Below are 25,766 nucleotides of genomic sequence, written 5' to 3'. Positions count from 1 at the left end.
GAAAATGGCGTGGCGGCTTACGCCGCCATCGCCCCGATCTCACCCGCGACCAATTTACCGAGACGCGAAATCCCCTCATCGATCATCTGCTCGTTGGCGCAGGAGAAGCTGAGACGGAAGGTGTTCGGGCCGGAGCCGTCGGCGAAGAAGGCCTGGCCGGGCACGAAGGCGACCTTGACGGTTTCCAGCGATTTCGCCAGCAGCTTGGCGCCATCCATGCCCTTGGGCAGGGTGACCCAGACAAACATACCGCCTTCCGGCTTGGTCCAACTCGTACCATCAGGCATATATTTCGCAAGCGCGGTCAGCATGCAGTCGCGGCGGTGGCTATAGGCCTTGCGGACCTTGGCGACCTGCGCATCGAAGCCGCGCTCGGCAACCTGATGGATGGCGATCTGGTTGATGGTCGAGGAATGCAGATCGGCGGCCTGTTTCATCAGCACCAGCTTGCGGATAACAGGCGCATTGGCAACAACGAAGCCGACGCGAAGACCCGGCGCCAAGGTCTTGGAAAAGCTGCCGCAATAGATCGTGCGCGTATCGTTGATATGGCCCTTGCGGGCGATTTCCAGCGCCAGGATCGGCGGGACCGGCTCGCCGTCATAGCGCAACGACTGATAGGCGGCATCCTCGATGATCGCGATGTCCAGTTCGTCGCCGAGGTCGATCAACTTTTCGCGCGCGGCGAGATCGACCGTTTCGCCGGTCGGATTGGCAAAGTCCGCGGAAAGATAGGCAAATTTCACCCTGCCGCCCGCCTGCTCCGCAGCCGTGCGATAGGAGGCAGGAGTGCGGTTGCAGCCGGGGGTGAGCTGATCATAGGTCGGCTCATAGGCATTGAAGGCCTGCAGCGCACCAAGATAGGTCGGCGCAGTCACCAGCGCCGTATCTTTCGGCGACAGGAACAGCTTGCCGAGATAGTCCAATCCCTGTTGCGACCCGGAGACGATAAAGACGTTCTCAAGCTCGCAGGGAACGCCAAGCGCCACCGTTTGGCCGACCAGCCATTCGCGCAGCGGCTTGTAGCCTTCGCTGACCGAATATTGCAGCGCCGCATTGACCGCGGGACCGGAAAAAATGTCCGCATAGGCCTGCTTGAATTCCTGATCCGGAAACAGCGCAGGATCCGGAATACCACCGGCAAAAGAGATGATGTCAGGCCGCTCAAGGAGCTTCAGCAGCTCGCGGATTTCGGAGGCACGCATACGGCTGGAACGCGTCGCAAAGATATTTTCCCAATTCAACATGGGGCTTCCTCGTAATTTTTGGTCTTTGCAGCACCAAAACACGCAACAAAAGATAAGTCAACAATGCTGACCTATTTTGTTTGCGACGGTGACAAGGAATGAGGATTGATCGGCAGAAGGATGTCGCTCAATCAATACCGCATGTCGATTTCCCGCTTCCGAAAGGACCTACACATTTCTCTGTCCGAGTGTTATTCTTACGCAGCATCAATCGATAGGAAAAACGTAAGAATGGCCACCGCGACCCTCTCATCGAAATTTCAGATATCGATCCCAAAAGAAGTGCGCGATCAGCAACACTGGAGCGCCGGCCAGGAGTTCGTATTCATTCCGAAAGGCAAAGGCGTACTCCTTATGCCTGTTCCAACTTTGGCAGATCTCAAAGGTATGGCGCGTGGCGCAAATCCTGAGAACTACCGCGACCGGGACGACCGCTTCTGATGCGCGTGGTCGATAGTTCCGCGTGGATCGAGTGGATTCTTGGTAGCCCGCTCGGACAGCAACTGTCCGATCAAATTCCGGAACCCGGCGACTGCATCGTTCCAACGATTGTCCAGCTTGAACTTTCCAAATGGCTTCTTCGCGAACAAGATGAAGATGCACTGAACAACTTCATCGCCTATACGATGCTATGCAACGTCGTACCATTGGACACGGCAACTGCACGCCGCGCTGCCGAACTCTCCGTGCAACACAAGCTCGCCACTGCCGATGCGATCATCTACGCGACCGCACTCCAGCACGACGCCGATGTCCTGACCTGCGATGCACACTTCAAAGGGCTGGAAAACGTAATTTATCTCCCGAAGGCAATGGTTTGACATGACAAACGACCCCACCTCCTCCTTCTACGACGACAACGCCGTCATCTATGCCACACGCAAACGCAACCTGCCGCAAAGCCGGCTTGATGCCTTCCTGGCCGCCCTTCCCGCAGGTGCATCCATCCTCGAGCTTGGCTGCGGCGCAGGACAGGACGCGGCCTATATGATCTCGCGCGGTTTCGCCGTGACGCTGACCGATGGTTCGACCGAACTTGCCAAACAGGCGGAGGCCCTGATCGGTAGGCCGGTTCATATATTGCGGTTCGAAACGCTCGATATCGAAGGCGCTCACGATGGCGTGTGGGCCGAAGCCAGCCTGCTGCATGCGCCTCGCGCCGCCCTGCCCGATATTCTCGATCGGATCCGCCGCGCGCTGAAAGACGGCGGCATCTTCCACGCCAGCTTCAAAGCCGGTGAAGCCGAAGGCCACGATACATTCGGCCGATACTATAACTACCCCTCGGCCGCATGGCTGACAGCACTGCTCGGTAAAGGCTGTTGGAGAGACATAGCGATGACCGAAGCCGACGGCGGCGGTTTCGACGGCAAGCCGACGAAATGGCTCTACGTCAAAGCGCGGAAATAGAAAAAAGGCCGGGGCTTGGTCGATGCCCTTGCTGACCAAGTCACCTTGGTGCCGACATCCCCAATCTAAGCACGATGTGCACCGCCAACTACCTCCAATCGACTTAGCGCCAGGCTTTTGTGCCCAGATTGGCCAAAGTCGCCTCAACCGAATCGATACGCCACATATCTCTATCGGCTACGTTGTCGACAATCTCCGTAATAGCAGTTTGCAACGCGTCATCGCACAACCAACTTGCGATCGTTCGTCTTGTTGCCAAATCAAGATCCTCCCAAGAGGCCTCTCCATAGGGAAGGCTGTCCGAACGGTTAATGACTTCGGTAAACTGCAAGGCAGAATTTGGTGTCAGATTGGTCAGCCACGACTCGAGAACGGAATTGATATCTTTTTCGAGACGAATTGCGCAGACGAACCAATTCATCGCGTCAAATTCGTCCGGATGCTGCAATCGTGCCCAGTGCCATGACGCGCTATAAACATTCTCGATCGCAAAGCACTCCGACGCCGGCCACCGATACCAGTCCGTATATTCCAGCTTAGACAAGATTATCAGCGGATCGAAGCCAGGCTCACTCGGTGTCAGAAGACTATGTTGCAGAATGCGCGGAAGATAATGTTTGTATTCCTCAACGCCCCCGACTGTGGTTATCGCCCACATCGCGTAACCACCCAAAGCGTTGCCACTTAACTCCGGCATCGATGCGGAGCGCAAATCGCGCGAAATCTTCTCCGGATCACGCAATTGCGATGCATTCAGTATTTCAGGGGCTGAATATCCGGAAAATGCAGCATACGCTGCCTCCCAGCATCTCTGAAGATGGGAGGCTTCCCGAGCCAAATCTGTTTCATCGGAGATCATTTGCAACCTTATAGCGAATTCGCGACTATCCCGCTAGCCGGTCTCGTTACCAGGTGACGTATATAAAAGGCCGAGGAAGTTTCCCTCCTCGGCCTTTTATTTCAATGCTTCAACGTCTCGAAAAGCTTAGTTGACGCTCTTGTCGACCAGCTTGTTCTTGCCGATCCAAGGCATCATGCCGCGCAGCTTGGCGCCGACTTCTTCGATCTGGTGGCTGTCGTTCATGCGGCGGATACCCTTGAAACGAGCAGCGCCCGAGCGGTATTCCTGCATCCAGTCCGAGGTGAACTTACCGGTCTGGATGTCCTTCAGGACGCGCTTCATCTCAGCCTTGGTTTCTTCGGTGATGATGCGCGGGCCGGTGACGTATTCGCCCCACTCAGCGGTGTTGGAGATCGAGTAGTTCATGTTGGCGATGCCGCCTTCATAGATCAGGTCGACGATCAGCTTTACTTCGTGCAGGCACTCGAAATAGGCCATTTCCGGTGCGTAGCCGGCTTCGACCAGGGTTTCGAAACCAGCGCGGATCAGCTCGACAAGACCGCCACACAGAACGACCTGTTCGCCGAAGAGATCGGTTTCGCACTCTTCGCGGAAGTTGGTTTCGATGATGCCCGAACGGCCGCCGCCAACGCCACAGGCGTAGGAGAGAGCGAGTTCAAGAGCATTGCCGGAAGCATTCTGGTGAACGGCAACGAGGCAGGGAACGCCGCCGCCCTTCTGGTATTCGCCGCGAACCGTGTGGCCCGGGCCTTTCGGAGCGATCATGACGACGTCGACCGAAGCCTTCGGCTCGATGAGGCCGAAGTGAACGTTGAGGCCGTGTGCGAAAGCGATAGCAGCGCCGTCACGGATGTTCGGAGCGATATCGGCCTTGTAGATGTCAGCCTGGAGTTCGTCAGGCGTCGCCATCATCATCAGGTCGGCCCAGCCGGCGGCTTCAGCAACCGTCATGACCTTGAAGCCATCGGCTTCGGCCTTCTTGACGGTCGGCGAACCGGCCTTCAGCGCGATCACAACGTTCTGTGCGCCGCTGTCCTTGAGGTTCAGCGCATGGGCGCGGCCCTGCGAACCATAGCCAATGATGGCAACCTTCTTCGACTTGATGAGATTGAGATCGGCATCACGATCGTAATAGACGCGCATTGTTTTTCCTTCCCTTTGCTTGTCTGGTGTAAGGCGTAAATTGAAACTTCTCAGACGGTTGCGGCTGCTTCCGCCAAAACCTTTTCCGTGCCGTAAAGCTTGAGAAAAGCGGTGACCGCCCTCTCCGCCTGACGGCTCGTATCCTTCAAACCGGGCTCGCCGAGCAGCATGCGGACATGCAGATCGGACACGATGAGCCCGTAAAGCGTGTGATAAGCCTCGTCGGCATCCATGAAGCGCAGCAACCCTGCCCGCTTGCCGGCATCGATGAGGCCACTGGCGCGGCGGTCGATCTGCCGGCGACCGCGCTCCAGCAGCAGCTTGCCGAGCTTGGAGCCATCGCGGTTCGACTGGCCGATCGCCAGGCGGTTCAACGCCAGCGAAACGTCACCCGCCAGAACCTCCAGCAGATCGCGCGAGAACACCACGAGATGATCGTGCAGGCTCGCCGCCGTCAGCCGCTCGCCGTTGCGCTCGAACGTGCGTACCTTGCTGGCCTGATAGGTGATCATCGCCGACAGCAGGCCGTCGCGATCGCCAAACCACTTATAAAGACTTTCCTTTGAGCAATTGGCAGCGCGCGCGACGCCCGAGGTCGTCAGCGCCTTTTCGCCGCCATCGACGAGCAAACGCAACGCCTGCTCCAGAACGGCGTTCTGGCGCGGCGAAAACTCGCTCGACTGTCCTGCTTCGCTAAGCACGATGGCCATCCCCAAATGAGTACCGTACGGTACGGTTCGTGGCGCGTTATGGCGCAGAGCTGAGCGAGCGTCAAGCGAAAATCGTCGCTGCACCGCATCAATAAAGCACGCGAAACTATTCCGCTGCGACCGGACTGCGTATGCCCTCGACGTCCCGGAGCGGCGACAGGCCGTAAAGGCGGCTATATTCGCGGCTGAACTGCGAAGGGCTCTGATAGCCGACGCGATGACCGGCAGAGCCGACATCGAGCTGCTCCACGATCATCAGCCGTCGTGCCTCATGCAGCCGAAGCTGCTTCTGATATTGTATCGGCGTCATGGCCGTGACGGCCTTGAAATGATGATGCAGCGAGGAAACGCTCATCCCTGCACGCTCGGCCAATTCCTCGATGCGCAGCGGCTGGGTGAAATTGCCGCGAATCCAGGCGATAGCGCGCGCCACCCTGTTGCTCTGGCTCTCGGCCATGGCAACCTGCAGCAGCCGGGGTCCATTCGGGCCGGTCAGCAGGCGGTAGAGGATTTCCTGCTCGATCAGCGGCGCCATGGCAGGAATATCCTCCGGCCGGTCGAGCAATCGGAGCAGCCGCAACGAGGCGTCGAGCAACTCCGGCGATGCCGGATTGACCGCCAACCCGCGCACGGGTTCCGCCGTCACCGCCTCGCGCGGAATACCGACGCGCGACAGCAGCTCCTTCAGCCGTTCACTGTCGAGCGCCATGCCGAAACAAAGATAAGGCGTTTCGCTGCCAACATTGGTGACCTGCGTCGATACGGGAAGGTCGAGAGCCGTCAGAATGTACTCGCCAACGCCGTAATGGTATGTATCGGCACCAACGGTCAAGGTCTTGTGCCCTTGGACCACAATGGCAAAGCAGGGCCGGTAAGCCCCGTGCTGCCACACGGTCGCAGCCGACTGCCGATAAAGATTAAGCCCTTCTATCGGTGTGTGATGCTCTCCATCCCCCGTCGCGAAACGAGCGATGATGGAAGCGAGTTCCTGATTGGGATTGAAAGGCAGGGTCATGCGCAACCAATTGTTTTTGAGGATTTGTCGAGACCTATCTAGGTCTTCGTCCATTGTTTCGAAAGAGCGCCGCTCATCCAGATTCGGAGAATCGTACATAAAGCTTGCAGGATCGCTCTAACGCTATCGCCCGTTTCCGATGCATAGTCAGTCATCAGAATTTCCACTTCATCTGAAGCCAATCCTACCAAAAAGGAAATCCCCATGGCTATTGCAAAAGGCTACGCCGCCACCGACGCGTCCAAGCCGCTCACCCCTTTCACCTTTGAACGCCGGGCGCCGAATGACGATGACGTCGCCATCTCCGTCAAATATTGCGGCGTCTGCCACTCCGACATCCATCAGGCCCGCAACGAATGGGGCGGCTCGAAGTATCCGATGGTGCCAGGCCATGAAGTCGCCGGCATCGTCACCGCCGTCGGCTCGAAAGTGACCAAGTTCAAGGTCGGCGACCGCGTCGGCGTTGGCTGCTTCGTCAACTCCTGCACGACCTGCGCCACGCGCGACCTCGACTACGAACATTACATGCCGGGCCTGGTCCAGACCTACAACGACGTCGAAGCCGATGGCGAGACGCCGACTTATGGCGGCTATTCCGACTCGATCGTCGTCAAGGAAGGCTATGTCCTCTCCTTCCCGGACAATATCCCGCTCGACGCAGGTGCGCCGCTGCTGTGCGCCGGCATCACGCTCTATTCGCCGCTCCGCCACTGGAAGGCCGGCCCAGGCAAGAAGATTGCTGTTGTCGGCATGGGTGGCCTCGGCCACATGGGCGTCAAGCTGGCGCACGCCATGGGCGCCGACGTGACGGTTCTCAGCCAGACGCTGTCGAAGAAGGAAGACGGCTTCAAGCTCGGCGCCGACCACTATTATGCCACCAGCGATGCCGAAACCTTCACCAAGCTCGCAGGCAGCTTCGACCTGATCCTCAACACGGTCGGCACCGCCATCGACTGGAATGCCTACCTGAACCTGCTGAAGTACGACGGCAGCATGGTGCTGCTCGGCGTTCCGGAACACGCCGTTCCGGTCCATGCCTTCTCGATCATTCCAGGCCGCCGCAGCCTCTCCGGCTCGATGATCGGTTCGATCAAGGAAACCCAGGAAATGCTGGACTTCTGCGGCGAGCACAACATCGTCTCGGAAATCGAGCTGATCAATATCGACAAGATCAACGAAGCCTATGAGCGCGTTCTGAAGAGCGACGTCCGCTATCGCTTCGTCATCGATATCGCCTCGCTGGCCTAAGCATTACGGGTGCAAAGACCGATTGGAAAAGGGCAGCCGTTTGGCTGCCCTTTTTTCATTCCTCCCGCATGGTTTCTCTCTGCGTAATCAGCCGGGCGCTGTGCTGGCGGCTGATATAGATCCACAGCCAGCTCCAGGCGACGGCGATGCGCCAGCGTGTGCCGATCAGGAAGTAGATATGGGCAAGGCCCCAGACCCACCAGGCAAGCCATCCCTTGAGCTTGATCCGGCCGAAATCGATGATCGCGGCACTTTTGCCGATCGTGGCAAGACTTCCCTGATGGCGATAGTGAAACGGCCCCGGCGCCGGCTGGCCCGCCAGTTTCGCCCTGATCACCTTGGCGACGTAGGCACCCTGCTGCTTGGCGGCCGGCGCAATGCCGGGCACGGGGCTGCCATCCTCGCGCGTCACCGCCGCCGTATCGCCGATGACGAAAATATCCGGCTGGCCCGGCGCGTGCAGCTCCTTGTCGACCACGACGCGGCCAGCGCGATCAGCAGGAACGTCAAGCCATTTCGCCGCCGGTGATGCCTGCACGCCGGCTGCCCAGACGATGGTGCGGCACGGCACGAAAGTATCCCCGATGGTCACGCCTTCAGCGGTGCAGGATGTAACCGGCTTGCCCAAATGGATTTCAACGCCGAGCTTTTCCAACGCCTTCTGGGCATAGTCCGACAATTCCTCGACAAAGCTTGCGAGAACGCGTGGGCCTGCTTCGACAAGGATGATCCTCGCCTTGCTGGTATCGATATTGCGGAATTCCTTCGGCAGCGTTTTTCGGGCGAGCTCGGCGATGATGCCGGCAAGCTCGACCCCGGTCGGCCCGGCGCCGACGATCGTGAACGTCAGGAGCGCATCACGAATGGCCGGATCTTTTTCCAGCTCGGCCTGCTCGAACGCCAGAAGCACACGGCGGCGGATGGTCGTCGCATCCTCGAGCGTCTTCAGCCCCGGCGCCACCGGCTCCCATTCGTCATGGCCGAAATAGGCATGGGTCGCGCCCGTCGCCAGCACCAGCGTATCGTAGCCGATCGTGTCGCCATTCTTCAACGTCACGGTATGTGCCTGGCTGTCGACCCCCGCGACTTCCGCCAACAGCGTCGTCACCTCAGGCCGGTCGCGGAAAAAGTTGCGGATCGGCCAGGCGATCTCGGAGGTGGCGAGCAAGGTGGTCGCGACCTGATAGAGCAGTGGCTGGAACAGGTGATGGTTACGCCGATCGATCAAGGTGATGCGGACCGGCGCGCCTTTCAGATCATTGGCGAGCTGCAATCCGCCGAAACCGCCCCCGACGACGACGATATGATGATCCTGCATGACAATACCCCGCATCTATTAAATCCCTGCAAACGTAGAGTTGAGGGCGACGGCCAGCAACCGCCTTTTATGCATGGCACCTGTGCGGGCCTGATCCTTACGGCGTAATCGAGAATGCCATCATCGATTTCGCGCGCGTTGGATCAGATCGAATGTCTCACGCACATCGGCGATACCGAGAAATTTAGGGGTATTGGAAAGCGCGGGTGTCCAAAGACCGATGCCGCCGCCACGGCGGCCATAGCCGATCTGGACATCGTCTCCGAAGCTGATCGTACCCGTTCCATTACCATTCTGATCCAGATCCAGGGTCTGCAACCGCTCCAGCGATACGGTCAGAAGCTTGGAAAACCAGCCTTCACGCAAGACCATGATACGCTGATCGCTGACCGCATATTGCGTTCTGGCGCGGACAAATGCATCCAGCACGAAACGACCGATGATGAGGTACAAGCCGATCAGGATGAAAGGCAGACCCCACAGCTTGAAAAACAACGGTGCATTGGCCTGGCGCACAGCCATGCTTTCCCAGAAGATAGCAAAGCCACCCCACATAAGCGAAAGCGGCACCAGGAACAGGTCCTTCCTGCTAAACATAAGGCCTTGTTTCGGCCGGCCCTGCCACAACAACTTTTCGCCGGGCAGAGCATAGTTCTGAATGTCCGCATTGCTCATGACAAATTGCCTCTAAAGCACACACGCAATGACACCTTAGCTGAGAGAATTCGCTGGGATAATATGCAAAACCAGCCTGCGACTCTATGGACCTATTGCGCATAGCCGACGGGAATGGAGGCGCCGCTTTTCAGCTCCTCCATCGAGATCGAGGCGGATACATCGAAAAGCTCCACCTTGCGGACGATCTTCTTGTAGATGACGTCATACTGCTCCACACGCGGCAGCACGATCTTCAGGATATAGTCGTAATTGCCCGTCAGCCGATGCGCCTCGACGATCTCGGGAATGTCGCCGATAACCTTACGGAACCTCTCGATCCATTCGTCAGCATGGTGCGCGGTCTTGATCAGCGCATAGAGCGTGGTCGGCACGCCCATCTTCTCGCGATCGAGCACGACGATGCGCCGGGCGATATGGCCGCTCTCCTCCAGCCGCTGGATGCGCCGCGAGCAGGCCGAGACCGACAGCGCCACCCGATCGGCAAGATCGGTCACCGAGATACCGGCATCGGTCTGCAGAAGGTCGAGAATCTTCCGGTCGCGTTCGTCAAGCATGCGCGGCAATCTCCGTAGCAACGCTGTATTTTTGCGTCATTTGACATAATGGCGCAAAAAACTGCAGAAGAAAACGCCCGCGCGACAAAGATTGCAAACATAAGGCGGCTGACATGCCGCACTATTCCGTCATTCAAAATAATAACGGAGAGCGGCATTATGCGTATCATCGGCCTGATCGGCGGCATGAGTTTCGAAAGTTCGGCGGTCTATTATCGCCTGATCAACGAGATGGTTCGCGACCGCCTGGGCGGCCTCGCCTCCGCAGAGGTGCTGATGTACTCCGTCAATTTCGAAGAGATCGTTTCGCTGCAGAAGGCCGGACGCTGGGATGCTGCCGCAGCCCGTCTCGGCGATGTTGCACACCGCCTGCAGGCCGCCGGCGCCGAATGCGTGCTGATCTGCACCAACACCATGCACCTGATCGCACCGGAAGTTGCCGCGCGCATCTCCGTGCCGCTGATCAACATTATCGATGAGACAGCCGCCGCGCTGAAAGCCGCTGGCCGTGTCAAGCCGCTGTTGCTCGCCACCCGCTACACAATGGAGCACGGCTTCTACGCCGACCGCATGGCCCGCAACGGCGTTTCCATCATGGTGCCGGGCGCCGACGACCGCACCCTCGTCCACGACATCATCTTCAACGAACTTTGCGCCGGCATCGTCAAGGACGAGTCGCGCAACACGCTGGTAGAGATCATCGATCGCGCCAAGGCCGCAGGCGCCGACAGCGTCATCCTCGGCTGCACCGAGATCTGCCTGATCCTCGATCCAAACGGGCTCGCTCTGCCGGGCTTTGATTCCACCACGATCCACGCGCAGGCCGCTATCGATTTTGCTCTCGGCGCGGAAAAGACACGCGCCAGCCAGGCGGCGTGAGTCAAATCGAATTTACTTGACTGAGTCCAATAAATAATGGACATCGTTCCCCATATTGCAGGGAGACGATGTCCATGTCTGTTACTACCGAACTCGCGACCATCGACGCGGTCCGCGACTTCAACCGTTTTTACACGAATTTCCTCGGCGTCCTGAACAAAGCCTATCTCGACAGCTCTTACACGTTGACCGACGCCCGCGTGCTGTTCGAGATCGGCTCCCATGGCGGCATCGCCGCCTCGACGCTCACCCGCGATCTGCATCTCGATCCCGCCTATCTCAGCCGCATCCTGAAACGTTTCCGCGAAGACGGCCTGATCGAGACCAAGCCTGATCCTAGCGACCTACGCAGCCAGATCATCACTGTCACCGACAAGGGACAGGCGCAGTTTCTCGAATTTGTCCGCCGTTCCCGCGCCCAGCTCGCCGGGCATTTCGACATGCTTGCTCTCGGCGAACCCGAGCTCATCGTCGAGGCGATGCGGACGATCCAGACCATGCTCGGATCGGATCGGAAGACACCGCCGCCCCTCGTCATCCGAACCCATCGTGCGGGCGACATCGGCTGGATCGTGCAAAGTCAGGCCCGCTTCTACACGGAGGAATTCGGCTGGGATGATCGTTTTGAAGGACTGATCGCGAAAGTGGGAGGCGAATTCCTGTCCAAGTTCAATCCGGATAAGGAACGATGCTGGATCGCCGAGCGCGGCGGGCAAAACGTCGGCTCCGTCATGATTACCGACGGTGGCGACGGCATCGCGAAGCTCCGGCTGCTTTACATCGACAAGACGGCGCGCGGTCTCGGCCTCGGCAAATTGTTGGTCGACGAATGCATACGCTTCTCGCGCGATGCCGGTTACCGGCGACTCTCGCTCTGGACCAACGACATCCTCGACGCCGCCCGGGCCATCTATATCAAGGCTGGTTTCCGGCTTGTCTCCGAGGAGAAGCACCGGATGTTCGGCCCGGAATTGAACGGCCAGACCTGGGTGCTGGACTTGTGACCCGTTATTGGCGGAGGTGAATATAGACAGCCGCCAGATCGATCAATAATGTCAATATAGCCTTGATTTGCATGGGGATATCGACATCCATGACCAGCACGACCGAGATCCGGATATTGCCGATAGCGAGCCAGCATATCGAGGGTTTTCACAAAGCTCTCGATACCGTCGCGCGCGAGCGAAAATATCTGTCCCTGCTGGAAGCATTTCCGCTGGAGGAAACACGCAGCTTCGTGCTTGGCATGATCAGGGACGGCAATCCGCAATTCGTCGCCCTGGATGGAGAAACGGTGGTCGGCTGGTGCGACATCAGCCGCCATTTTTTCCCTTCGCACGCCCATGGCGGCAAACTCGGCATGGGGATCATTCCGTCCTATCGAGGCCGAGGCCTGGGACAGCGGCTGATAGAAACGACGCTACAAGCGGCACGCAATGCCGGCTTCGTGCGTGTGGAACTCAGCGTGCACGCCGACAATGCCCGTGCCATCGCCCTTTATGAGCGGGTCGGCTTTGTCCGAGAGGGCATTGCGCGCAAATCCGCCTGCATCGATGGGCGCTATATCGACACCATCAATATGGCGATCCTCTCCGAATAGCCTTGCCAGAGATCGTTGAGATCTCCGAAAACCGGGCAACACTCATCACGATTTTGTTGCGGCGCAAAATTCCGCTTGATTTGGAAACGATCATTTCCTAAACAATCCACATGACAACGGACTCATTGGACATTTCGCCGAAGCTGCGCGGACGCCCGCGAGAATTCGATATGGACGCAGCGCTCGATGAGGCGCTACGGGTCTTTTCTGAGCGTGGCTATTATGCCGCCTCGATCAGCGAATTGACCGAGGCCATGGGGCTGACAGCCGGCAGTGTCTACAAGGCATTCGGTGACAAGCGCGGCGTCTTTCTCGCAACCTTCGACCGCTATCGCAAGGTACGGCGCGGTCTTATGGAAGAGCGTCTCTCTGCTGCCCCCAACGGCTATGAAAAGCTGCGAGCGCTGGTGACATTCTATGCGGAGTCATCCTGCGGTGACATCGGTCGCCGTGGTTGCCTCGTCGTCGGCAGCGCTACCGAATTGGCGCTCTTTGACGAGGAAGCCGCCAGCCGCGTCGCCTTCGCTTTCGAAACTGACGAGCAGCATCTTGTCGACCTGATCCGTCTTGGACAGACGGACGGTTCGGTGCCGAACCATGTCAACGCGGAAAACACCGCGCGCACGATGCATTGCCTCATGAAAGGCATGCGTCTGATCGGCAAGACCGGCCGCACCCGAGAACAGATGACCACCGTCCTCGAGACCGCCATGACATTACTGAACTGACTTCCCGCTAGAATTCGGGGGAGATTGCGTCCCCCAACCGCATCAAGGATCAAGACATGCCCGCCACTGCCGCCGCCACGCGGGAGAGCACGCCGCTCCCCGAAAAGACCATTTCGCCGTTGATGACCTTCATGTTCGCCGCCGCCTGCGGGCTGGTGGCCGCCAATCTCTATTACGGCCAGCCGCTGGCCGGCCCGATCAGCCAGGCACTCGGCTTCACGCCAGCGGCAACCGGCCTGATCGTGACGCTGACGCAGATCGGCTATGGCCTCGGCCTGCTGCTGATCGTACCGCTCGGCGATCTCCTCGAAAACCGCCGATTGGTGCTGACGCTGGTCGCGCTTGCGGCCGTGGCGCTTGTCGGCGCTGCCTTCGCATGGTCGCCGTCGCTCTTCCTGCTGGCCTCGCTCTGTATTGGCCTTGCCTCGGTCGCCGTTCAGGTCCTGGTGCCTTTCGCCGCCCATATGGCGCCGGATGCCAGCCGCGGCGCGGTCGTCGGCAATGTCATGAGCGGCCTGCTCTGTGGTATCATGCTGGCCCGGCCGGCGGCGAGCTTCCTGTCGGAACTGCTCTCCTGGCACGCCGTCTATATCCTTTCCGCCGGTGTCATGATCGGATTGGCCGTCATCCTGCGCATCGTCCTGCCGACCCGCCGTCCACACACCAAGCTACATTATGGCCAACTGCTCTCGTCGATGGGCCATCTCGCTCTGCATGAGCCGGTGCTGCAGCGCCGCGCCCTCTATCAGGCCTGCATGTTCGGTGCCTTCAGCCTGTTCTGGACGACGACGCCCTTGCTGCTGGCAAGCCCGGCCTTCGGCCTGACGCAAAATGGCATTGCCCTCTTCGCTCTGGCTGGTGCCGCAGGCGCTATTGCTTCACCGATCGCCGGCCGTCTTGCCGATCGTGGCTTGACGAAGCTCGCCACCGGCTCTGCAATGGTGCTCGCCATCGTCGCCTTCCTTATCGGTCATGCCTCCGGCAGCGGCTCGCTGCTGGCGCTCCTCACCCTGACGCTCTCCGGCATCATGCTCGATTTCGGCGTGCAGACCAATCTCGTCGTCGGCCAGCGCGCCATCTATGCGCTCAGCGCCGAACATCGCAGCCGCCTGAACGGTCTCTACATGGCGACCTTCTTTGGCGGCGGCGCGATCGGCTCGGCGCTCGGCGGCTGGGCCTATGCCACCGGCGGCTGGAACCTTACCTCGTGGATCGGCGTCGCCTTCCCGGTCGTGGCGTTGCTGATCTTCCTGACCGAACGGGGAAAATGATCAGGATGGCTGCGGAACGGCGTTCCGCAGCCAATCGCATTCGCTGAGACCCGCCGTCTCAAAGGGATCGACCAGAGTGCCGGAGACGATCGACGCCAATATCTGCGGTCCCGGCGGCACCGTGGCGATGGTGGCGACCAGCCTGTCGCGGACCCAGGCAAGAGCTGCTGAATCCGACTGGTAGAATGGCGTAAACGCCAGCGACAACAGCTGGAACAGCCGCACATGCAGCCGCCGCGCCTGCGCATAGGCGGCAAGCGCCGTCCCGATATCCTCATTGCCGGCCAAGGCATGCGCAAGTGCGGCCACATCCAGCAGCGCCATATTGGCGCCCTGCCCGAGCTGCGGGCTGGTGGAATGCGCGGCATCGCCGACGAAGACCGTGCTGCCGCTATAGGGTGTGGCCATGGTCCGATGGGCATAGCGCGCCAGCGTCAGTTGCTCCCAATCGCTGATCTGATCGAGCAACGGCTGACATTCCGGCCAATAGCCACGGATCGCCGCCTTCCAGCGATCGAGCCCCTGCCGGCGCACCTCGTCGACATCAGCAACCTTTAGGCTCCAGAACAGCGCCGCCTGCTTCTGCACATCCGGTTTCCGCCGCCCGATCGGCAACACGCCGATCATCACCTTCGCCTGATCGTAGCGCTGCGTCAGCGCTCTCTCATCCACCAGTCCATCCGGACAATCGAGTGTCGCCCAGAACGCGCCATAGGCGAGGTTGCGCGCTCTCGGCGTGACCGGCGAAGCCGTGACCAATTCGGAACGCGCGCCGCTAGCGTCGATGACAAGATCATATGGTCCCAGCCGCTCACCACCCTCGACCACAAGATAGGTCTGACCACCCTCTTCCAGCGACGAGACCACCCGCCTCCCGGTGAAAATCAAATATCTCCGAGTGGAGACTTCATGGTAAAGCGTATCGAATAGAGCGGCACGATGGACCGCAAGCCCATAGCGCCCGCCGGCCAAGGCGTCATAGCGCACGTCGAGAACGGTGCGGCCACGCTTTGTCTCGGTGCCGAACAACCGGTCGATACGATTGCCGGCCGCGTGAATGGCGGGACCAAGACCGAGCGATTCCAGCACGGTCAGCCCGGTCGGCTGCAGCATCAGCGCGGATCCGACCGGTGCGGGATTGTCGAAACGTTCGATAATCTCCGTCGCATGGCCGGCACGCGACAGAAAAAGGGCAGCAGCAAGCCCGGCAGGTCCGGCGCCGACAATGGCAATTTTCAGAGATTTCACGGGGTTGCGCTCAGTCCTGCGATTGATCGAAACGGACGCGCGCAGCACGCACCGCCTCATGATTGGCTTCAGCCCAATTCAAAAGCGGCGCCAGCGGCACGTAGAGCGAACGGCCAAGATCTGTCATGCGATACTCGACGCTCGGCGGCTTGGTCGGGAAAACCTCGCGGCCGACATAGCCATCCCGCTGCAGGTCGCGCAGCGTCTGGGTCAGCATGCGCTGGGAAATATCGGGCACCATCCGGCGCAATTCGCCGAAGCGATAGGGCCGCTGCGCCAATGCCTCGAGCAGCAGGATCGACCACTTGCCGCCGATCTGCGAAATCAGATCCCGCACCGGGCAATTCGTGAAATCGAGTTTGCTGATATCGACGGCACGCAGCGGTGCCTCTATGCTGCGCAGATTGACGACGGTGCTGACGCTCATGCTGGTTCCCTTAAAGTAACCTACAGCTGAAAAACTGCCTCCTTTACAGGCCGAAGTCAATTCCTATTCTAGTGTTAGTCTCTTTTTGAGAGCGACAAACCTCTGCGACTCCGCGGCGGTCAAACAAGGATAAAGATATGAGCAGCACCCTCCTCGTTACCGGCGCCGCCGGCCAGCTCGGCCAGCGCGTCCTTCATCACCTGCTGGAGACCTACAAGGTTGCGCCCGGCCGCATCATCGCCGCCACCCGCAGCCCCGAGAAGCTCGCCGATCTCGCCGCCAAGGGCATCGTCACCCGCAAGGCTGATTTCGACGATATAGCTGCCCTTCCCGCCGCCTTTGCCGGCGTCGACCGCCTGCTGATCATCAGCACGGACGCACTTGCAGTTCCCGGTCTGCGCCTGAAGCAGCAGACGGCTGCCGTTGAAGCTGCGAAGAAGGCCGGCGTCAAGCATATCCTCTATACGTCCATGCCCGCTCCGGACGGTTCACTCGTCAGCTTCGCGCCCGACCATCTCGGCACAGAAAATGCCATCAAGGCGAGCGGCATCGGCTACACCATCCTGCGCGACGCCTGGTATTTCGACAATTTCCTCATGGGCCTGCCGCATAGCCTCGAAACCGGCAAATGGTACACAGCGACCGGCGGCGGCCGCACCAGCAACATCAGCCGCGACGACTGCGCACTCGCCATCGCCGCAGCCCTTGCTTCCGACACCACCGAAAGCGCGACCTATACCTTGACCGGCTCCACATCGTTGACGATCGAAGATGTAGCAGGCGTCGTCAGCAAGGTCACAGGCCGTCCGCTTGAGGTCGTGCAGGTGAACGACGAACAGTTCGCCGCTGGCCTGACCGGTGCCGGCCTGCCGAAATTCGTGGTCGACATGCTCGTCTCCGCCGACGCCAACGCCCGCGCCGGCAAATTCGACATCCTCACCAATGATTTCAACAAGCTGACCGGCAAGGAGCCGCAGACGGTGCGTGCCTTCTTCGAAGAGCACAAGGCTGCGCTTCAAGGTTGAGTTTTCGGATACTCCGTAGTTCCTTCTCCCCGCAGTGCGGGGAGAAGGCTAGGATGAGGGGCCAAGCTTGAAGGCACAGCAAAAACAAACTCGCCTGACTAGCCTTAAAATCTCTCCCTTACACCGCCTGCCCACAAGCGCGGCAGAACCGCCGCACCGTCTCGGCCATGCCATATTCCAGCGCATCGGCCGTCAAACCATGACCGATGGAGGCTTCGGCGAGTGCCGGAATGCGCTTGAGCAGCGCCGGCAAATTCGCAACCGTCAGATCATGGCCGGCATTGACGGCAAGACCACTAGCAAACGCGGCATCGGCCGTCTTGCCCAGCGCTTCGAGAATGACAGCCGCCCGCTCCGGCGCGTCATAGCAGCCGCCGTAAGGACCGGTGTAGAGCTCGATACGGTCGGCGCCGACCTCTCTAGCGATCTTGACGGCTTCAGCGTCGCCGTCACCATCCGCAAACAGCGAAACACGGCAGCCGATCGTCTTGTATTTGGCGACGACATCGGCGAGCAGGTTATGGTTCTTGCGAAAATCCCAGCCGTGATCCGAGGTCGCCTGCGATGGGTCGTCCGGCACCAACGTTACCTGCTCCGGCTCGACGGAGGCGCAGAGATCGAAGAATTCATCGGACGGATAGCCCTCGATGTTGAATTCGGCTTCCGGAAACTCGTCGTCGATCAGCGCCCGGATCTCGGGCAGATCGGAGAAGCGGATATGCCGCTGATCCGGCCGCGGATGCACCGTCAAACCGCTGGCGCCGGCGGCCAGCGCAATTCGTCCGAGCCCCGTGACACTCGGCCAGGGCAGATCACGCCGGTTGCGCAGCATCGCGATGGCGTTGAGGTTCACGGAAAGCTTGGCAGGCATGATCGAAATCCATGATTTTCAAAGAGGATGATGGCGTCGTTTTATGCCATTGCGCGCCGCAAGACCAACGAGATTCGAACATCGATCCATGCAAAAGATTGATGATCTTTCGCTCGACGCAACGCTACTCAGCTTACAGCCCTAGCGGACGATCGTCAGCGTCTCGGCAGCGCGCGTGATCGCCGTATAGAGCCAGCGCTCGCGCGTATCGCGAAACGCCCAGCTTTCGTCGAACAGCACGACATTGTTCCACTGCGAACCCTGCGCCTTATGCACGGTCAGCGCATAGCCGTAATCGAACTCGTCGTAGCGCTTGCGCGTCGACCATGGGATCTCGCCTTCTACATCCTCGAAGGCCTGCTTCAGCAGCTTGATCTTCGCAGCACCCCGATCCATGTCGTCATCTTCCGGCCGGATAAGCAGGTTAATGCCGGGCTTCGTCGTTTCCTTGGAAGAGGTCATCACCTGCCAGAGTGAGCCGTTGAGGAGACCCTTGGCGGGATCGTTGCGCAGGCAGACCAGCTTGTCACCGGATTGCGGATATTCGGTCGCAAAACCCTTGAGCTCTCGCAGACGCTGATTATAGCGTTTGCGGGTGCGGTTGGTGCCGACCAGCACCTGATCCGCGTCCATCACCAAGGGCTGCGTGACCTCATTCTTCGAAATCACCTGCGCAGCGCCATAGTCGCCGTGCATGATCTCCTTGCCCTCGCGCACATGCATGGCGAGCTGGATGATCGGATTGTCGCGGGCCTGACGATGAATGTCCGTCAGCAGATAGTCCGGCTCTTCGTTGGTGAAAAAGCCGCCGCCCGAGATCGGCGGCAGCTGGCCGGGATCGCCGAGCACGAGGATCGGCGTGCCGAAACTCATCAGATCCTTGCCGAGCGCCTCGTCGACCATCGAGCATTCATCGACGATGATCAGCGCCGCCTTGGCGACTGGGCTCTGCCGATTGATGGTGAACATCGGCGCGATGGAGGTCTTGCCGGTCTCCTCATCCTCGACGGCCTCCTCGCCGCGCGGGCGATAGATCAGCGAATGAATGGTCTTGGCGTTGCTGGCACCGCGCGAACGCAGCACCTGCGCCGCCTTGCCGGTGAAGGCCGCGAAAAGCACATCGCCATCGACATGCTCGGCAAAATGCCGCGCAAGCGTCGTCTTGCCGGTGCCGGCATAGCCGAACAGACGGAACAGCGGCGAGCGCCCCTCTTTCAGCCATTTGGCAACGGCCTTGAGCGCTTCATCTTGTTGCGGCGCGAATTGCATCGCTCGACTTGGCAGGATTCGGCCCAAGGACGCAAGCAGTAAAAGCCGTTCAGTGCTGCGGATCGTTTTCCAGCAGGACCGGCTTACCATGCGGCGTTGCCTCCGCCGCGCGCTGCCAGCTTTTCTGCAGATCGAGGATCACGCCGGCATCGGCGACGCCGTGACTGATCAACAACCCGGAAAGCGCCGCCACCCAGCAGTCGAAATAGTCGCTGCCATCTTCCGCCCGGCCGGGCTTGTGCAGTTCGGCCGAAAGCCGCTCCGCCCACTGGCCCCAGTTGAACATCCCCTTCTCGTGCAGGTGCACGGTCATCGCAAAGGCTTCCGCGGCCCAGGGTTCGGGGAAGACCGGTTCGCCATCGGCGGATTTCGGCAGTTGCGGCGATTGCGCCAGGGGTGACGCCGTCTCACACGCGCTCAAGATAGCTCTCCCAGGCATCGATGGAGATGGTGAGCGAAGGATCGGCCCCCTCGCCCCAGATTTCTGGCGCGTCGAAGACAACCGTATAGACCCATTGCGGGTTCTCGCCCTTGCCATGGGCGTTATCGTCGGGAAAGACGAACGAGCCCTGCACGGCCTCCACAACACCTGTCTTTGCACGAGCGTAACGCGGCAGCCGTGTATGTCCCGTCGGATTAAAATTCTTCGTCCGCACGCGATCGCCGACGGCAAAAAGCGCCGCGGTCTCGGCCGGCCGATCGCATGGGCCACCCTTGGCAAGAGCGCCGGCCACCATATCGGCCTTCAGCACACGTTTCGGCACAGTGCCTTGCTGCAACGAATGGCCAGCCCGCAACTCCTCGCCCGTTGCAAAGCCATGCCGCTCCAGCAGCATCTCGATACCCCGCGTCCAAACCTCGTAGTAGCTGGCGGCAAGGTATTTTGCGGGCGGAATGCTTTCGCGCGCATGCCGGCTTTCATCGATTGTCCAGGCGCCGAAAGCGCCGCAGGATAGCGTAATGCCGAGTGCGCGCTTTTCCCATTCGGCATGGAAATAGGGCTCATTCGGCTCCGGTGCGACCGGCCCGAAACCCATCTGGCCGCCGAGATCATGCGGCCCGTTCATAGCGCCGCCTCAGGTGACTTGGCGATCGCCGTGCCGATCATCGCATCGCGGCTGACGAGATCGGCCAGCGCCGTCTCATCCATACCTTCCGTACCATCCGGACGTTCCGGAATGACGAGATAGCGCAGTTCCGCCGTCGAATCCCACACGCGAATTTTCTGCCCCTCCGGCAGCGTCAGACCAAATTCCGCCAGCACGCCGCGCGGATCTATAACGGCGCGCGAGCGATAGGCCGGCGCCTTGTACCAGACCGGCGGCAGGCCGAGCACCGCCCAAGGATAGCAGGAGCAAAGCGTGCAGACGACGAGGTTATGCGTCTCCGGCGTATTGAAGACCGCACGCATATGCTCGCCCTGTCGGCCGGTAAAACCAAGGCTGGCAATCGCCGCTGTCGCATCGCGCTTCAACCAATCAGCAAACTCCGGATCGCTCCAGGCCTTTGCCACCACCAGCGCACCGTTGCGCGGCCCGACCTTCGTCTCGTAAGTCTCCACGATAGCATCGATCGCCAGGGGATCGATCAGCCCCTTTTCCGTCAGCAAGGTTTCCAACGCCTTCACGCGCGCCTGCATATCGGAATAGTGATTGTCGTGATCATGGTGATGATGGTCGTCATGATCGTGCATCATGGATCTCCCTGTCGAATGAGACTCAAGTCTAAGCCTTGGCCACACGGTCGCCAAGCACCTTCTTCATTGTTTCAACCGCGCTTAGATGCCGCAACCCACTGCCTTTGTTAGCGCTTTTGGCTAGTCTACTCACCATGAACATTCTGATTCTCGGCGCAACTGGTTTCATAGGCTCCGTGGTCGCGGCACGATTGCGCGCAGACGGGCATATGGTTACGGGCCTTGCCCGCAATCCCGACCGCGCACGTATCCAGCATCCCTCGACCACCTGGATCAAAGCCGATCTCGCGACGATGACCGATCCTGCGGACTGGCGGGCGCTGCTGGGCAGCCATCAGGCCGTCGTCAATTGCGCCGGCGCGCTTCAGGATGGGCTTTCGGATAATCTCTCCGCGACGCAGGAAAGGGCGATGCTCGCCCTTTACGCTGCCGCCAAGCAATCGGCGACCGAGCTTGTCGTGCAGATTTCGGCGCGTACCGACGGCAGCGCCAAGGAACAGCCGTTCCTGACGACAAAACGCAATGCCGACGATGCGCTGGCGGCCAGCGGGCTCAACCATGTCATCCTGCGGCCAGCACTCGTTCTCGGCCGCAACGCGCATGGCGGTACGGCGCTGCTGCGCGCTCTTGCTGCCATGCCCTTTGTCCTACCCCTCATCCATGCGCAAAGCCCGATCGAAACGGTCTCGGTCGATGATGTCGCCGCGACCGTTTCAAAGGCGATCAGCGGGCAATTTCCATCCGGCGCGGATATCGATCTCGCCGGCGACGATGTGCTGACGCTTCGCGATCTGGTCACCCTTCATCGAAACTGGCTCGGCCTTCCGCCGGCACGGGTTGTGCCGATACCTGCCGGTCTGGCAAGGCCGGTCACGTGGGCAGCCGACATCGCCGGGCGATTCGGATGGCGTTCTCCGCTCCGCTCGACTGCCATGGCGGTGATGTCCGAAGGGGTTCTGAGCCGCCGGGACGCACAACACCGACCCAGCCAGCGCCTGGCAAAGGCGACCGAAATCCTCGACGCCAATCCTTCCGGCATTCAGGATTTGTGGTCCGCCCGCCTCTATCTGTTGAAGCCGCTGATGATCGCCGGTCTGGCGCTGTTCTGGATGCTGTCCGGAATTGTGCCATTGCTGGCCCCGATCGCCGCAAGCCGGCATTTCCTGCCCTTCATGTCGTCGGGCATGGCGACGACATTGACGATCGCCACCTGTTTTCTCGATATTGCCCTCGGCGCGCTCGCGCTCGTGCGGCCTTTCACACGCGCGGCGCTCCACGGAATGCTTGGCGTCACCCTCGCCTATCTCGCCGGCGGCACCTTGCTCGAACCGTCCCTTTGGCTCGATCCGCTCGGGCCGCTCGTCAAAGTCCTGCCGTCGATCCTGCTGACGGTTGCGACGCTTGCGGTCTTGGAGGAACGCTGATGCTGGCGGAAGAGCTTCTTCGCCTGGTGCATGTCATCGGCGCCACCGCGCTGTTCGGAACCGGCGCGGGCATCGCCTTTTTCATGGTCATGGCGCATCGCACCGGCGATCCCAAGCTCATTGCGCATGTCGCCGGAACGGTCGTCATCGCCGATACGATCTTTACCGCGACCGCCGCCATTCTCCAGCCGGTAACAGGCTATCTTCTGGCACAATCGATCGGCTGGTCGCTGCAGGAGGGATGGATCGCCCTGTCCTTGCTGCTCTACGTTCTCACCGGTGTCTTCTGGCTGCCGGTTGTCTGGATACAGATCCGGCTGCGCAATCTCGCCCGCACGGCAGCAGCGGCGGGATTGCCGCTGCCCGCAGCCTATCATAGGCTCTATCGCATATGGTTTGCCTGCGGCTTTCCCGCCTTTTTCGCCGTGCTCGGCATAATCTGGCTGATGCTCAATAAGCCGGCGATTACACTATTTTAGCATCGGCCAGAGGCTGAGCACCAGCAGAACCGCCATGGTAATATTGAACCATTTCAGCCGAACTGGATCGGAAAGCCAGTCGCGCAGAGCCGAGCCGAAACCGGCCCAGGTCGAGACGCTGGGCACATTGACGGCCGCAAATGCGAGACCGACGATTACCACGCTGATGAGATAGAGCTCAGGGTTGGTATAGGTTGCCATGGCGGTCACCGCCATCACCCAGGCCTTGGGATTGACCCATTGAAAGGCCGCCGCGCTCAGGAAGCTCATCGGCTGCGCACCGCTTTCCTTCTCGGCAATACTGCGCGACGTCGCGATCTTCCAGGCGATCCAGACGAGATAGGCGCCGCCGGCGAATTTCAGCACGGTGTAGAGGAGCGGCACGGTATGCAGCAGCGCGCCCAACCCCAGCCCGACACCGAGCAGCAGCACGAAGAAGCCGACACCGATCCCGAGCATATGCGGGATCGTGCGGCGGAAACCGAAATTCACACCCGATGCAAACAGCATCATATTGTTCGGCCCCGGCGTGATCGAGGTCGTGAAAGCGAACACAAGAAGAGCCAGAAACGTGTCCAGCGCCATAAAGCCTCCTCGGACGCCGCTCCGTTATGACAAGCGGTGTCCATTTCATTCATTGCGATGCGCCCGGATCATAGCCGCGTATCTCTGGCACATCCCTAATTCGCCCCGGATTCGAATGCCATAGGGCGATTGTCACAGTGACATGAATGCTCCTGATTGAAATCCCGATGAATGGACTTATCCTTGCTCCGGTTCGCAACGAGGACAGGCCATGCACGATCCCATTCCCACCGTCCCCCTTCCCTCCGGCATCACGGTTCCGGCGCTCGGCCAGGGCACATGGAATATGGGAGAGAATACCGCCCGCGCCAAGGACGAGATCGCCAGCCTGAAGACCGGTCTCGATCTCGGCATGACGCTGCTCGATACCGCCGAGATGTATGCCAACGGCGGTTCGGAGGAAATCGTCGGCCGGGCCATCGAGGGACGGCGTGACGAGGTGTTCCTGGTCAGCAAGGTCTATCCCCATAATGCCAGCCGCAAGGGCACGATCGAGGCTTGCGAGCGCAGCTTGAAGCGGATGAACACCGATCGTATCGACCTTTATTTGCTGCATTGGCGCGGCGAATATCTGCTGGCGGAAACGGTCGCCGCTTTTGAAAGCCTGAAGGCTACCGGCAAGATCGGCGCCTGGGGTGTGTCCAATTTCGATGTCGACGATATGGAGGAGCTATTTGCTGTTCCGGATGGTGGCAACGTCGCAGCCAACCAGGTGCTCTATAATCTCGTCCGGCGCGGCGTCGAATATGATGTGCTGCCCTGGTGCCAGGAGCGCAACATTCCGATCATGGCCTATTCGCCGATCGAACAGGGCCGATTGCTGCATCATCCTGATTTGATCCACATCGCCAAGACCTATCAGGCGACCCCGGCCCAGGTGGCGCTCGCCTTCCTGCTGGAGCGCGACGGCGTAATCGCCATCCCCAAGAGCTCCAATACGCAGCGAGTCGCCGAGAACCGCGATGCCGTTTCGCTCGATATCAGTGATGAGGACTGGGCCACCCTCGACGCGGCCTTCCCGCCACCATCGCGGAAGAAACCGCTGGAAATGCTCTAGGCACGCGCCTCGGCGCGCTGCTGCGCAACGATCAGCTCGATCGCCTGAAAGATATCGATCAATTGCCAGTTCGAGGGATCGCGATAGGTCGGATAGAGCGAAAACGCAGCCGCCGCGATCTGGTCGACCGTACGCAGCTTCGTTCTGTTCCCGGCAAGCGTCACCTTCGCAAGCACGCCAAAATGATCTTCGGTCACCCCCCAGCCGGCATAGAAGGGCGCGGCATAGCAGCGAACTGGAATGCCCCGCAGCAGCGCATCGAAGCCAAACTGGCTGGAGACCGTCCAGACCTCGTCCACCACACCAAGGATCGACGCCACCGATACGGCATCGTTGACAAAGATCGCTCCACCCTTGGCAGCAATCTCCGTGGTCAGATACCCCTTGGCATGACCGGCCATGACGTCCGGATGCGTCCGGATCAAGCACTGCGCATCGCTTCCCAGCGCATCGGCGAGCATTCGCTCGAACGAGGCGTTTGAACCGAGCGCCTTACCAACGGAGATATCGCCGACGACCTGGTCGACCAGCAGGATGCGGCGCTTCGTCGTGCGTTCGATTGAAGGGATATTATGCGGCAGGTGATTGTATTTCGAGAGCCTGTGAAGAACGACCTGCTCGCGGATAGCCTTGCCGAGGTCACCCGCCTCGTCCGCACCGGCAATCAGCCGCTCAAGGCGCGACGGCCGGCTTGCATCCACCGGCAGTCCGAGATCGTCAACCACGATGGAGAGCGGCATGGCGCCCGTCTTCCCCAGTCCGACCGAGCGCAGAAAGCCGTCCTCGAGATTCCAAAGCGGCAGTCCGCGCCATCGTGAAATCGCCGCCGCCGTCTTCGCCGGTATGCGGCCACCCCAGGACAGCACGCCGCCGATGCCGGGTGACAGGGTGGTCGCGATCTTCTGCGCGCCGAAATAGTGGCCAAGCCAAGGAAAGGCATTGCGGACGTAGAAGGTGGCGCCGAGGCGCATACCATCAGGCGGATACCAGCTCTTTTCACTGGCTTCCGGCAAATGATCCCC

General features: G+C 60.1%; 30 protein-coding genes. 13 read left to right on the top strand and 17 right to left on the bottom strand.

The genetic code is table 11. The features are described from left to right. Positions 1 to 17: 17 nt before the first annotated feature. The gene (locus tag RRH01S_RS02015) at positions 18 to 1,247 is read right to left on the bottom strand and encodes an aminotransferase-like domain-containing protein (protein WP_042469783.1); all 1,230 of its coding nucleotides are present in this window, start codon (positions 1,245 to 1,247) and stop codon (positions 18 to 20) included. Positions 1,248 to 1,478: 231 nt separating this feature from the next. Between RRH01S_RS02015 and RRH01S_RS02010 the strand changes: the two genes are divergently transcribed. Genes RRH01S_RS02010 through RRH01S_RS02000 form a run of 3 tightly spaced genes read left to right on the top strand, consistent with a single transcriptional unit; the run spans position 1,479 to position 2,657 of the window. After that, positions 1,479 to 1,688 (top strand): AbrB/MazE/SpoVT family DNA-binding domain-containing protein, encoded by a 210-nt coding sequence (locus RRH01S_RS02010; protein ID WP_012651738.1) that lies wholly within the window; start codon positions 1,479 to 1,481, stop codon positions 1,686 to 1,688. Then, a complete protein-coding gene (locus RRH01S_RS02005) occupies positions 1,688 to 2,068 on the top strand; it encodes a type II toxin-antitoxin system VapC family toxin (protein ID WP_012651739.1) in 381 nt (126 codons plus the stop codon). The genes RRH01S_RS02010 and RRH01S_RS02005 overlap by 1 nt, the downstream gene beginning before the upstream one ends. A 1-nt stretch (position 2,069) precedes the next feature. Further along, positions 2,070 to 2,657, top strand: coding sequence for a class I SAM-dependent methyltransferase (locus tag RRH01S_RS02000; RefSeq protein WP_012651740.1), 588 nt, complete (start codon positions 2,070 to 2,072; stop codon positions 2,655 to 2,657). A gap of 103 nt (positions 2,658 to 2,760) precedes the next feature. Here RRH01S_RS02000 and RRH01S_RS33095 read toward each other — a convergent pair whose 3' ends face one another. The 4 genes from RRH01S_RS33095 to RRH01S_RS01980 form a co-directional block, all read right to left on the bottom strand. Next, a complete protein-coding gene (locus RRH01S_RS33095) occupies positions 2,761 to 3,516 on the bottom strand; it encodes a hypothetical protein (RefSeq protein ID WP_131597794.1) in 756 nt (251 codons plus the stop codon). Positions 3,517 to 3,642: 126 nt separating this feature from the next. Next, on the bottom strand, positions 3,643 to 4,662 hold the full coding sequence (gene ilvC, locus RRH01S_RS01990) for a ketol-acid reductoisomerase (protein ID WP_007696899.1): 1,020 nt from the start codon (positions 4,660 to 4,662) through the stop codon (positions 3,643 to 3,645). Positions 4,663 to 4,712: 50 nt separating this feature from the next. Further along, positions 4,713 to 5,372: a TetR/AcrR family transcriptional regulator C-terminal domain-containing protein gene (locus RRH01S_RS01985; RefSeq protein WP_034517999.1), complete on the bottom strand. Its 660-nt coding sequence runs from the start codon at positions 5,370 to 5,372 to the stop codon at positions 4,713 to 4,715. A gap of 106 nt (positions 5,373 to 5,478) precedes the next feature. Beyond that, positions 5,479 to 6,387 carry an AraC family transcriptional regulator gene (locus tag RRH01S_RS01980; RefSeq protein WP_034519330.1) on the bottom strand — a complete coding sequence of 303 codons (909 nt, stop codon included), beginning with the start codon at positions 6,385 to 6,387 and terminating at the stop codon, positions 5,479 to 5,481. 204 nt (positions 6,388 to 6,591) lie between these two features. On the opposite strand from RRH01S_RS01980, the gene RRH01S_RS01975 reads away from it, so the two are divergent. Next, entirely contained in the window at positions 6,592 to 7,635 is a 1,044-nt protein-coding gene (locus RRH01S_RS01975) for an NAD(P)-dependent alcohol dehydrogenase (protein ID WP_012651744.1), read from the top strand. 55 nt (positions 7,636 to 7,690) lie between these two features. Here the strand turns inward: RRH01S_RS01975 and RRH01S_RS01970 are convergent, their stop codons facing one another. The 3 genes from RRH01S_RS01970 to RRH01S_RS01960 form a co-directional block, all read right to left on the bottom strand. Next, positions 7,691 to 8,953, bottom strand: a complete 1,263-nt coding sequence (locus tag RRH01S_RS01970; protein ID WP_034519328.1) for an NAD(P)/FAD-dependent oxidoreductase — start codon at positions 8,951 to 8,953, stop codon at positions 7,691 to 7,693. A gap of 120 nt (positions 8,954 to 9,073) precedes the next feature. Then, complete coding sequence (locus RRH01S_RS01965) at positions 9,074 to 9,628, bottom strand: PH domain-containing protein (RefSeq protein WP_007696917.1); 555 nt, start codon at positions 9,626 to 9,628, stop codon at positions 9,074 to 9,076. Positions 9,629 to 9,720: 92 nt separating this feature from the next. Further along, positions 9,721 to 10,185, bottom strand: coding sequence for an Lrp/AsnC family transcriptional regulator (locus RRH01S_RS01960; RefSeq protein ID WP_007696920.1), 465 nt, complete (start codon positions 10,183 to 10,185; stop codon positions 9,721 to 9,723). A gap of 159 nt (positions 10,186 to 10,344) precedes the next feature. Here RRH01S_RS01960 and RRH01S_RS01955 point away from each other — a divergent pair, with 159 nt between their 5' ends. The 5 genes from RRH01S_RS01955 (at position 10,345) to RRH01S_RS01935 (ending at position 14,663) form a co-directional block, all read left to right on the top strand. After that, a complete protein-coding gene (locus RRH01S_RS01955) occupies positions 10,345 to 11,064 on the top strand; it encodes an aspartate/glutamate racemase family protein (protein ID WP_012651746.1) in 720 nt (239 codons plus the stop codon). Positions 11,065 to 11,138: 74 nt separating this feature from the next. After that, positions 11,139 to 12,068 carry a bifunctional helix-turn-helix transcriptional regulator/GNAT family N-acetyltransferase gene (locus tag RRH01S_RS01950; RefSeq protein WP_012651747.1) on the top strand — a complete coding sequence of 310 codons (930 nt, stop codon included), beginning with the start codon at positions 11,139 to 11,141 and terminating at the stop codon, positions 12,066 to 12,068. A gap of 89 nt (positions 12,069 to 12,157) precedes the next feature. Then, complete coding sequence (locus tag RRH01S_RS01945) at positions 12,158 to 12,664, top strand: GNAT family N-acetyltransferase (protein WP_229202594.1); 507 nt, start codon at positions 12,158 to 12,160, stop codon at positions 12,662 to 12,664. A 110-nt stretch (positions 12,665 to 12,774) separates the two neighbouring features. Continuing rightward, complete coding sequence (locus RRH01S_RS01940) at positions 12,775 to 13,392, top strand: TetR/AcrR family transcriptional regulator (RefSeq protein WP_007696930.1); 618 nt, start codon at positions 12,775 to 12,777, stop codon at positions 13,390 to 13,392. Between the two features lie 56 nt (positions 13,393 to 13,448). Continuing rightward, on the top strand, positions 13,449 to 14,663 hold the full coding sequence (locus tag RRH01S_RS01935; RefSeq protein WP_012651749.1) for an MFS transporter: 1,215 nt from the start codon (positions 13,449 to 13,451) through the stop codon (positions 14,661 to 14,663). On the opposite strand, the gene RRH01S_RS01930 is transcribed toward RRH01S_RS01935, so the two are convergent. Beyond that, positions 14,664 to 15,911, bottom strand: a complete 1,248-nt coding sequence (locus tag RRH01S_RS01930) for an FAD-dependent oxidoreductase (protein ID WP_012651750.1) — start codon at positions 15,909 to 15,911, stop codon at positions 14,664 to 14,666. A gap of 10 nt (positions 15,912 to 15,921) precedes the next feature. Continuing rightward, positions 15,922 to 16,338, bottom strand: coding sequence for a winged helix-turn-helix transcriptional regulator (locus RRH01S_RS01925; RefSeq protein WP_007696939.1), 417 nt, complete (start codon positions 16,336 to 16,338; stop codon positions 15,922 to 15,924). A 137-nt stretch (positions 16,339 to 16,475) separates the two neighbouring features. Between RRH01S_RS01925 and RRH01S_RS01920 the strand changes: the two genes are divergently transcribed. After that, a complete protein-coding gene (locus RRH01S_RS01920; RefSeq protein WP_012651751.1) occupies positions 16,476 to 17,363 on the top strand; it encodes an SDR family oxidoreductase in 888 nt (295 codons plus the stop codon). Between the two features lie 118 nt (positions 17,364 to 17,481). Here RRH01S_RS01920 and RRH01S_RS01915 read toward each other — a convergent pair whose 3' ends face one another. The 5 genes from RRH01S_RS01915 to nthA form a co-directional block, all read right to left on the bottom strand. Beyond that, positions 17,482 to 18,234 (bottom strand): pyridoxine 5'-phosphate synthase, encoded by a 753-nt coding sequence (locus RRH01S_RS01915; RefSeq protein WP_034517993.1) that lies wholly within the window; start codon positions 18,232 to 18,234, stop codon positions 17,482 to 17,484. A gap of 141 nt (positions 18,235 to 18,375) precedes the next feature. Next, the gene (locus RRH01S_RS01910; RefSeq protein ID WP_007696949.1) at positions 18,376 to 19,503 is read right to left on the bottom strand and encodes an ATP-dependent DNA helicase; all 1,128 of its coding nucleotides are present in this window, start codon (positions 19,501 to 19,503) and stop codon (positions 18,376 to 18,378) included. 49 nt (positions 19,504 to 19,552) lie between these two features. Then, entirely contained in the window at positions 19,553 to 19,924 is a 372-nt protein-coding gene (locus RRH01S_RS01905; protein ID WP_034517991.1) for a nitrile hydratase accessory protein, read from the bottom strand. Continuing rightward, a complete protein-coding gene (gene nthB, locus RRH01S_RS01900; RefSeq protein WP_012651754.1) occupies positions 19,911 to 20,570 on the bottom strand; it encodes a nitrile hydratase subunit beta in 660 nt (219 codons plus the stop codon). Before nthB ends, RRH01S_RS01905 begins: the two co-directional genes overlap by 14 nt. Continuing rightward, complete coding sequence (gene nthA, locus RRH01S_RS01895; protein ID WP_007696956.1) at positions 20,567 to 21,196, bottom strand: nitrile hydratase subunit alpha; 630 nt, start codon at positions 21,194 to 21,196, stop codon at positions 20,567 to 20,569. The genes nthB and nthA overlap by 4 nt, the downstream gene beginning before the upstream one ends. Positions 21,197 to 21,333: 137 nt before the next feature. On the opposite strand from nthA, the gene RRH01S_RS01890 reads away from it, so the two are divergent. After that, complete coding sequence (locus tag RRH01S_RS01890) at positions 21,334 to 22,623, top strand: SDR family oxidoreductase (RefSeq protein WP_012651756.1); 1,290 nt, start codon at positions 21,334 to 21,336, stop codon at positions 22,621 to 22,623. Between the two features lie 2 nt (positions 22,624 to 22,625). Beyond that, positions 22,626 to 23,102 (top strand): DUF2269 family protein, encoded by a 477-nt coding sequence (locus tag RRH01S_RS01885; RefSeq protein ID WP_034519326.1) that lies wholly within the window; start codon positions 22,626 to 22,628, stop codon positions 23,100 to 23,102. Here RRH01S_RS01885 and RRH01S_RS01880 read toward each other — a convergent pair. Continuing rightward, positions 23,094 to 23,687 carry a LysE family translocator gene (locus tag RRH01S_RS01880; protein ID WP_012651758.1) on the bottom strand — a complete coding sequence of 198 codons (594 nt, stop codon included), beginning with the start codon at positions 23,685 to 23,687 and terminating at the stop codon, positions 23,094 to 23,096. The two genes, RRH01S_RS01885 and RRH01S_RS01880, sit on opposite strands and share 9 nt — an antisense overlap. A gap of 211 nt (positions 23,688 to 23,898) precedes the next feature. Here RRH01S_RS01880 and RRH01S_RS01875 point away from each other — a divergent pair, with 211 nt between their 5' ends. Beyond that, positions 23,899 to 24,744: an aldo/keto reductase gene (locus RRH01S_RS01875; protein ID WP_042469776.1), complete on the top strand. Its 846-nt coding sequence runs from the start codon at positions 23,899 to 23,901 to the stop codon at positions 24,742 to 24,744. Here the strand turns inward: RRH01S_RS01875 and RRH01S_RS01870 are convergent. Further along, positions 24,741 to 25,715, bottom strand: a complete 975-nt coding sequence (locus tag RRH01S_RS01870) for a capsular polysaccharide export protein, LipB/KpsS family (protein WP_049783203.1) — start codon at positions 25,713 to 25,715, stop codon at positions 24,741 to 24,743. The two genes, RRH01S_RS01875 and RRH01S_RS01870, sit on opposite strands and share 4 nt — an antisense overlap. Positions 25,716 to 25,766: the final 51 nt, after the last annotated feature.

Source organism: Rhizobium rhizogenes NBRC 13257 (genome assembly GCF_000696095.1).
In the GTDB taxonomy this organism is placed as follows: Bacteria; Pseudomonadota; Alphaproteobacteria; order Rhizobiales; family Rhizobiaceae; genus Rhizobium; species Rhizobium rhizogenes.
The sequence above is the reverse complement of the archived record's forward strand: the minus strand, read 5'-3'. Positions and strand labels throughout refer to the sequence as shown.

Excerpts from the sequence above, each read along its gene's own strand:
- RRH01S_RS02015 (WP_042469783.1), bottom strand. The coding sequence starts at position 1,247 with ATGTTGAATTGGGAAAATATCTTTGCGACGCGTTCCAGCCGTATGCGT.
- RRH01S_RS02010 (WP_012651738.1), top strand. The coding sequence starts at position 1,479 with ATGGCCACCGCGACCCTCTCATCGAAATTTCAGATATCGATCCCAAAA.
- RRH01S_RS02005 (WP_012651739.1), top strand. The coding sequence starts at position 1,688 with ATGCGCGTGGTCGATAGTTCCGCGTGGATCGAGTGGATTCTTGGTAGC.
- RRH01S_RS02000 (WP_012651740.1), top strand. The coding sequence starts at position 2,070 with ATGACAAACGACCCCACCTCCTCCTTCTACGACGACAACGCCGTCATC.
- RRH01S_RS33095 (WP_131597794.1), bottom strand. The coding sequence starts at position 3,516 with ATGATCTCCGATGAAACAGATTTGGCTCGGGAAGCCTCCCATCTTCAG.
- ilvC (WP_007696899.1), bottom strand. The coding sequence starts at position 4,662 with ATGCGCGTCTATTACGATCGTGATGCCGATCTCAATCTCATCAAGTCG.
- RRH01S_RS01985 (WP_034517999.1), bottom strand. The coding sequence starts at position 5,372 with ATGGCCATCGTGCTTAGCGAAGCAGGACAGTCGAGCGAGTTTTCGCCG.
- RRH01S_RS01980 (WP_034519330.1), bottom strand. The coding sequence starts at position 6,387 with ATGACCCTGCCTTTCAATCCCAATCAGGAACTCGCTTCCATCATCGCT.
- RRH01S_RS01975 (WP_012651744.1), top strand. The coding sequence starts at position 6,592 with ATGGCTATTGCAAAAGGCTACGCCGCCACCGACGCGTCCAAGCCGCTC.
- RRH01S_RS01970 (WP_034519328.1), bottom strand. The coding sequence starts at position 8,953 with ATGCAGGATCATCATATCGTCGTCGTCGGGGGCGGTTTCGGCGGATTG.
- RRH01S_RS01965 (WP_007696917.1), bottom strand. The coding sequence starts at position 9,628 with ATGAGCAATGCGGACATTCAGAACTATGCTCTGCCCGGCGAAAAGTTG.
- RRH01S_RS01960 (WP_007696920.1), bottom strand. The coding sequence starts at position 10,185 with ATGCTTGACGAACGCGACCGGAAGATTCTCGACCTTCTGCAGACCGAT.
- RRH01S_RS01955 (WP_012651746.1), top strand. The coding sequence starts at position 10,345 with ATGCGTATCATCGGCCTGATCGGCGGCATGAGTTTCGAAAGTTCGGCG.
- RRH01S_RS01950 (WP_012651747.1), top strand. The coding sequence starts at position 11,139 with ATGTCTGTTACTACCGAACTCGCGACCATCGACGCGGTCCGCGACTTC.
- RRH01S_RS01945 (WP_229202594.1), top strand. The coding sequence starts at position 12,158 with ATGACCAGCACGACCGAGATCCGGATATTGCCGATAGCGAGCCAGCAT.
- RRH01S_RS01940 (WP_007696930.1), top strand. The coding sequence starts at position 12,775 with ATGACAACGGACTCATTGGACATTTCGCCGAAGCTGCGCGGACGCCCG.
- RRH01S_RS01935 (WP_012651749.1), top strand. The coding sequence starts at position 13,449 with ATGCCCGCCACTGCCGCCGCCACGCGGGAGAGCACGCCGCTCCCCGAA.
- RRH01S_RS01925 (WP_007696939.1), bottom strand. The coding sequence starts at position 16,338 with ATGAGCGTCAGCACCGTCGTCAATCTGCGCAGCATAGAGGCACCGCTG.
- RRH01S_RS01920 (WP_012651751.1), top strand. The coding sequence starts at position 16,476 with ATGAGCAGCACCCTCCTCGTTACCGGCGCCGCCGGCCAGCTCGGCCAG.
- RRH01S_RS01915 (WP_034517993.1), bottom strand. The coding sequence starts at position 18,234 with ATGCCTGCCAAGCTTTCCGTGAACCTCAACGCCATCGCGATGCTGCGC.
- RRH01S_RS01910 (WP_007696949.1), bottom strand. The coding sequence starts at position 19,503 with ATGCAATTCGCGCCGCAACAAGATGAAGCGCTCAAGGCCGTTGCCAAA.
- nthB (WP_012651754.1), bottom strand. The coding sequence starts at position 20,570 with ATGAACGGGCCGCATGATCTCGGCGGCCAGATGGGTTTCGGGCCGGTC.
- nthA (WP_007696956.1), bottom strand. The coding sequence starts at position 21,196 with ATGCACGATCATGACGACCATCATCACCATGATCACGACAATCACTAT.
- RRH01S_RS01890 (WP_012651756.1), top strand. The coding sequence starts at position 21,334 with ATGAACATTCTGATTCTCGGCGCAACTGGTTTCATAGGCTCCGTGGTC.
- RRH01S_RS01880 (WP_012651758.1), bottom strand. The coding sequence starts at position 23,687 with ATGGCGCTGGACACGTTTCTGGCTCTTCTTGTGTTCGCTTTCACGACC.
- RRH01S_RS01875 (WP_042469776.1), top strand. The coding sequence starts at position 23,899 with ATGCACGATCCCATTCCCACCGTCCCCCTTCCCTCCGGCATCACGGTT.
- RRH01S_RS01870 (WP_049783203.1), bottom strand. The coding sequence starts at position 25,715 with ATGCGCCTCGGCGCCACCTTCTACGTCCGCAATGCCTTTCCTTGGCTT.